The sequence below is a fragment of the Testudinibacter sp. 'clade 2' genome, from assembly GCF_006227735.1.
GTDB lineage: Bacteria > Pseudomonadota > Gammaproteobacteria > Enterobacterales > Pasteurellaceae > Chelonobacter.
Genome location: NZ_VDHB01000111.1, coordinates 1 through 5,762, shown reverse-complemented (window position 1 = coordinate 5,762; position 5,762 = coordinate 1). Strand labels below are relative to the sequence as shown.

The following is a 5,762-nucleotide window of genomic DNA, read 5'->3' as shown; positions in this document are numbered from 1 at the left end:
GATCAACAGACCCTAATAACTGAACAATGTTACATCCAAGCATTATTGCGAATAATACCGACCGCAATGCCTTCGATTTCCATCTGTTCGGTTTTCAGATCGACCACAATCGGTTTAAACTCTTCATTTTCAGGATGTAGATAGACGGTTGAACCTTTTCTTTCTAGCCGTTTCACCGTGACTTCATCTTCAATTCTGGCAACCACAACCTGTCCGTTGCGTACATCTTGAGTGCGGTGCACCGCCAGCATATCGCCGTCTAAAATACCGATATCTTTCATCGACATACCATAGACTTTCAGCAAAAAATGCGCTTGAGGTTTAAACATTGACGCATCGACCTTATAACTGCCTTCGATATGCTGCTGTGCCAGAATTGGCGCTCCGGCAGCAACCCGTCCAATCAGTGGCAAGCCCTCTTCCTCTTCTTCAACCGCACTTTGCTCTTCGTTGAGTAATAAACGGATGCCGCGCGAGGTGCCGGATAAAATTTCGATCACACCTTTGCGTGCTAAAGCTTTCAAATGCTCTTCCGCTGCATTGGGGGAGCGAAAACCCAGCTCTTTGGCAATTTCCACCCGAGTGGGCGGCATACCGGTAGATTCTAGATGAGAGCGGACAAAATCATAGACTTTTTGCTGGCGCGGTGTGAGTGCTTTTAGTGGTTTCATAGTGACCCCCTGTTTTTTTATACAGTTTCCCTGTTATTATATACAGTATTTGCTAATGTGCAATCACTAAATCGGTAAGAAATGGTGTCTGATACGATGATAGCTCCGCTCACTGACCAAGATGGAAATAGGCGATTACTGGAAATTATGTTAAAGTTTACAATTTAGCGGAATAGCTAGCGGAACAGCAAATAGGCTGAAGCATCAACAGACTCTAGTGTCGAATAATTAATTAACTCGTTAAATTTGGATAACAATAAGAATGTCAATTTTTCTGAATATTTATCGTAAGATTTTGAATTTTATGCTGTCGTTATCAGTGAAATCTAACCCTATCCCAAGTGATCCGATTGGGGAACTGGAGTTGGACAAGCAAAAGTGCTTTTTATATTTATTGCCTTACACTTCACAGACCGATTTACTGATTTTGCGCAAAAATTGTCTGCAGTTGGGACTGCCGGATCCGTTATTGAATAACAAAATTAACGGTGACCAGCTGCCGCGTTTTGTCTTTTTGGACAGAGGGCGCCGCTTTTTTAAGTCCCAGCAACTGACTGAGAATACCCGAACGCTGTTTTCCAAATATTTTGAATTGCACCGCAGCCATCCTGAGTTGGATGTGCAGTTGGTGCCGGTGTCTGTGCTGTGGGGGCGTTCGCCAGGGCGTGAAAAGAAATTACCGCACTTGCGTTTTTTAGGTCGTTTGCAGAAATTGTGGGCGATGATTTGGTTCGGGCGTGATAATTTTGTACGCTTTTCCAAAGCGGTGTCGTTGCGCGACATGGCACATTTGCAGGGCAGTGACGATGAAATTGCGCTTAAATTGACCCGGGTCGCCAAAATTCACTTTGCTAAACAACGTACTTCCACAACCGGTCCACGCCTGCCGGATCGACAAGCCATGTTCCGCCAAATTTTGCAAGCTACCGCAGTGCAAGAGGCGATTGCCGATGAGGCGAAAAATAAGAAAATTGATCATGCTAAAGCGACTAAAAATGCTGAAGATATTTTGCACGAAATTGCCGCCAATGTAAGCCATGAGAGTCTGCGCTTAGCGGATCGTTTTTTAGGCTGGCTGTGGAATAAACTCTATCGTGGTATCGATGTCAAAAATGGTGACAGAGTGCGAAAATTGGCGATTGAAGGGCATGAAATCGTATATATTCCGTGCCACCGCAGCCATATTGACTATCTATTACTGTCGTATGTGTTGTACCACCAAGGGCTGGTGCCACCGCATATTGCCGCAGGGATTAATCTGAATTTCTGGCCGGTCGGCGGACGTTTCCGTAGTTGGGGAGCATTTTTTATCCGCCGTACTTTTAGTGGCAACCGTTTATATTCAACCGTGTTTCGTCAGTATTTATCCGAACTGTTTCATCGCGGTTATGCGGTCGAATTTTTTATTGAAGGTGGGCGTTCGCGCACCGGGCGCTTGTTGGCACCGAAAACCGGGATGTTGTCGATGACGTTGCAGGCGTTGATGGAAGGACAGACCCGACCGATCAGTTTGGTGCCGGTGTATGTCGGTTATGAGCATGTTTTGGAAGTCGATACCTATGCTAAAGAGCTGCGCGGTGCGGCGAAAGAGAAAGAAAATGCCGGTTTGGTGCTGCGAGTGATCAAAAAGCTGCGCAATATGGGCAAAGGTTATGTCAACTTCGGCGAACCGATCACCCTGAATACTTATTTGAATCAGCACTATCCGAATTGGAAAGAGTTGCATGGTGAGGAAAACAAAAGTTGGTTGAATGCCGCAGTTGATCAAATTGCTGAGCAAGTGATGCGCAATATCAATAAAGCTGCGGCGATTAATGCCATGAATTTGATTGGCACGGTGTTGCTCTCTTCCCGCCAGCGGGCGTTGTCGCGCGAACAGTTGTTGGCGCAACTCAGTTGTTATCAGCAACTGTTGAATAATGTCAGCTACAGCCGTGATGTGATCGTGCCGCAAGAGTCGCCTGAAGCAATGCTCGAGCATGTATTGGGCTTGGATAAAGTCGGGATTATTTTGGAAAAAGACAATTTCGGCGAAATTATCCGACTGGAGCGCTCTTCGGCGGTGTTGATGACTTATTATCGGAATAATATTCAACATCTGTTTGTGTTGCCGTCACTGATTGCTTCGATTGTTATCCACCATGAAGCGATCCAACAAAGTCTGTTACTGCAAGCAGTAGAGAAAATTTATCCGTTCTTGAAAGCAGAATTGTTTATGGATTTTGCTCAGGATGAGATCAAACCACTCGTTGCGAAAATTGTGGCGGAGCTACAGCGCCAAGCGTTGATCAATCAGCACGAAAATATGCTCAGCATCAATAAGCGCAATATTCGCTCATTGCAACTGCTGGCGGCAGGCGTGCGTGAGGTGGTGCAGCGCTATTATATTACACTGGATTTCCTGCAAGCCGATCCGCAAATCGCACGTGGCAGTTTGGAGAAAGAGAGCCAATCGGTGGCACAGCGTTTGTCGGTGCTGCACGGCATTAATGCGCCGGAATTTTTTGATAAGGCAGTGTTCTCTACTTTTATTGCCAGTTTGCGTGAAAACGGTTATTTCAGTGAAAATGGCGGCGCCGACAGTGATAAAATTGCGGAGTTAGCAAGGGTGCTGCGTCCGTTGCTGTCGAGTGAAGTTTATCTGACGATCTCCAGTTCCGTCGAAAGTGCGGTGGAAAAAGAAAAAAGTTGATTGCAATTGAGGATTGAGAAGAATGAAGGCGGAGATTATTCCGCCTTTTTGTTATCCAATTTTTCGGCGAGGAAATCAATGAAAGTGCGGATTTTGGCACTCAGATGCTCGCGGTTCATGTAGGCAGCATAGAGTTTTAGGCTTTTCGCCTTTTCACCGGTCAGCACTCTGACTAAACGTCCTTGTTGTAATTCTGCCGAAATTGCCCAGTGCGGCAAATTGGCAACTCCCATGCCGGCGCAAACCAACTCTTTTAACATCATGGTATTATTGCTGTCGGCGACACTGTTGAGCTCATATTCGGTGCTGGTGTAATTTGGGGTGACGGCAATGTGTTGATTTAGGTTTTCAAGGCTGATGGGGGCGGAAAGCGACTGAAAATATTGTGGTGAAGTGACCCAATAGAACTCGATATCGCTTAACGGTTTAACAATAATATTCGGATCGATACTGCGATCAACGCGTAGTGCCAAGTCAAAACCATGGGCGATCAAATCGGTGCGCTGGTTATCTAGGTTGAGGGACAACCGCACTTCAGGGTATAAAGTACGGTATTGCTGTAATAATTTTGCAAAATCTGGGGTTGCCAACCAAATCGGCAGCGTTATTTTCAAGGTGCCGCGCGGATTGACTACGCCTTGTTGTGCGGTTTGACGGGCGGAATTGAGAATATCTAACGCATGACAGCATTCACGGTAGTAACTTTGTCCGATTTCAGTCAAACTCAAATGTCGGCTGGAACGGTTGAGCAGTTTGGCTTGCAAACAATCTTCCAAGTGGCGTAAATGTTTGCTTGCCATTGCGGGAGAGATATTTAGAGACTCCGCCGCTTTGTTAAAACTGCCTAAATCGACGACTTGGCGAAAGACATTCATGCTGGTTAAAGTATCCATAAGCTGTGTTCCCGATATAAAATAGCGCAAAATAGGATAGAGTTTCAAAAGCATATAGTGGTTTTCATTGTGGAGCAATCGACAATTGGGCTGGCTGATCTAATATTCGCAGTAAAAGAGGGGCATATCATGAGCCGATTAGGGATTATTAAAAGTTCAATGCACGGCGAAGGGTGTCGCAGCAATCAATTAATCGATGAATTTGTACGCCAAAGCTTGCTGAAATGGCGGAATACGGAAGTGCTGACGTGGGATTTAACCACTGCGACCGCACTTTCAGCCTCGTATGCGGTGATATGCCCGACGACAGATAAGTTACAACAGGCAGATTATCTTGCTTTGGCATTATGCAGCGAGGATTATGGTTGTTTGAAACAGTGGTTGGAGCACCTGCCATACAATCAAAATCTGGAAAAAATTCCACTGTTTATTTTTATTAGCGGCGAGAATGAGGCCGTAAATCTTGTCGCAAAAGCGTGGCTTGCTGCACAGTTGCCAAGCGTAGGCTTGTCTACGCCGGTTTATATTGAAAGTAACGGGAGTAAACAAAGCCTCGAAGTGGCTTATCGTCAAATTACAAGACTGATGGCGTGTTAAGCGGATAATCCAAAGTAGAAGCCGATCAAACTGGTGATGCCTAATGAGAGCACTCCCCAAATTAAGATTCGACAAATTGCCGGTAAAACCGGTGCGCCGCCGAGTTTTGCCGAGCAGTAGCCCAGCAATGCCAAGCCAATGAGCGTGCTGATCGCCAAATTCAGCATCACGGCGCTGTTGGCAGATAATAAGGTGACCAATACCGGCAGCAGTGCGCCGACACAAAAAGAGATCGCTGATGCAAAAGCCGCCTGTAGCGGATTCGCCTGACTGATTTCGGTAATCCCGATTTCATCGCGGGCATGAGCTTGTAACGCATTCTGCTGTGTCAGTTGTTCGGCAACTTGCCGTGCTAATTCATGACTCAGTCCACGGTCTTGATAAATTTGGCACAGCTCAGCCAGTTCTTGCTCCGGGTTATGGGTAAGTTCATGCTGCTCTTTATGCAGATCGGCTTTTTCAGTATCGGCTTGGCTGGAGACTGAGACGTACTCACCGGCTGCCATTGAAAGCGCACCTGCCACTAAAGCAGCAAAACCGGTGATCATCACTGTTTGCGGATCAGGCTTGGCAGCAGCCAGACCAAACAGTAGACTGGCGATGGAGATCAAGCCATCATTCGCACCCAACACACCGGCGCGTAACCAATTATTCCGTTGACTAAAGTGCGGTTCTTGATGCCATGAAAAACTCATATAAATTCCTTAACCCATTGTGGTATAGCCTAGGGTCTGTTGATCTTTGTTTATAATTTGAGCTATAAGACTATTTTTCGCCACTCTTTTTGCAAATAAATAAGGCAAAAGTTGTGAAGTTTAGTGATTCTAAACGAACGGCTTTTAACGCCGCTGTAGTAGCGAAAAGTAGTGGCGAAAAACAGTCATAGTCCTGCGGATTGTGTTTAAAATG

The 5,762-nt window shown here is 45.9% G+C and carries 5 protein-coding genes; 2 read left to right on the top strand and 3 right to left on the bottom strand.

Translation table 11 applies throughout. The annotated features are described in order from the left end of the window. Positions 1–29: 29 nt before the first annotated feature. Positions 30–671, bottom strand: a complete 642-nt coding sequence (lexA, locus tag FHQ30_RS09055; protein ID WP_139608756.1) for a transcriptional repressor LexA — start codon at positions 669–671, stop codon at positions 30–32. A gap of 262 nt (positions 672–933) precedes the next feature. On the opposite strand from lexA, the gene plsB reads away from it, so the two are divergent. Beyond that, complete coding sequence (gene plsB / locus FHQ30_RS09050; RefSeq protein ID WP_139611707.1) at positions 934–3,363, top strand: glycerol-3-phosphate 1-O-acyltransferase PlsB; 2,430 nt, start codon at positions 934–936, stop codon at positions 3,361–3,363. 35 nt (positions 3,364–3,398) lie between these two features. On the opposite strand, the gene FHQ30_RS09045 is transcribed toward plsB, so the two are convergent. Continuing rightward, positions 3,399–4,256: a LysR family transcriptional regulator gene (locus FHQ30_RS09045; protein WP_139611706.1), complete on the bottom strand. Its 858-nt coding sequence runs from the start codon at positions 4,254–4,256 to the stop codon at positions 3,399–3,401. A gap of 129 nt (positions 4,257–4,385) precedes the next feature. Between FHQ30_RS09045 and FHQ30_RS09040 the strand changes: the two genes are divergently transcribed. Beyond that, positions 4,386–4,853, top strand: a complete 468-nt coding sequence (locus FHQ30_RS09040; protein ID WP_139611705.1) for a hypothetical protein — start codon at positions 4,386–4,388, stop codon at positions 4,851–4,853. Here the strand turns inward: FHQ30_RS09040 and FHQ30_RS09035 are convergent. After that, positions 4,850–5,548 (bottom strand): VIT1/CCC1 transporter family protein, encoded by a 699-nt coding sequence (locus FHQ30_RS09035; protein ID WP_139611704.1) that lies wholly within the window; start codon positions 5,546–5,548, stop codon positions 4,850–4,852. The genes FHQ30_RS09040 and FHQ30_RS09035 overlap by 4 nt on opposite strands. Positions 5,549–5,762 lie beyond the last annotated feature (214 nt).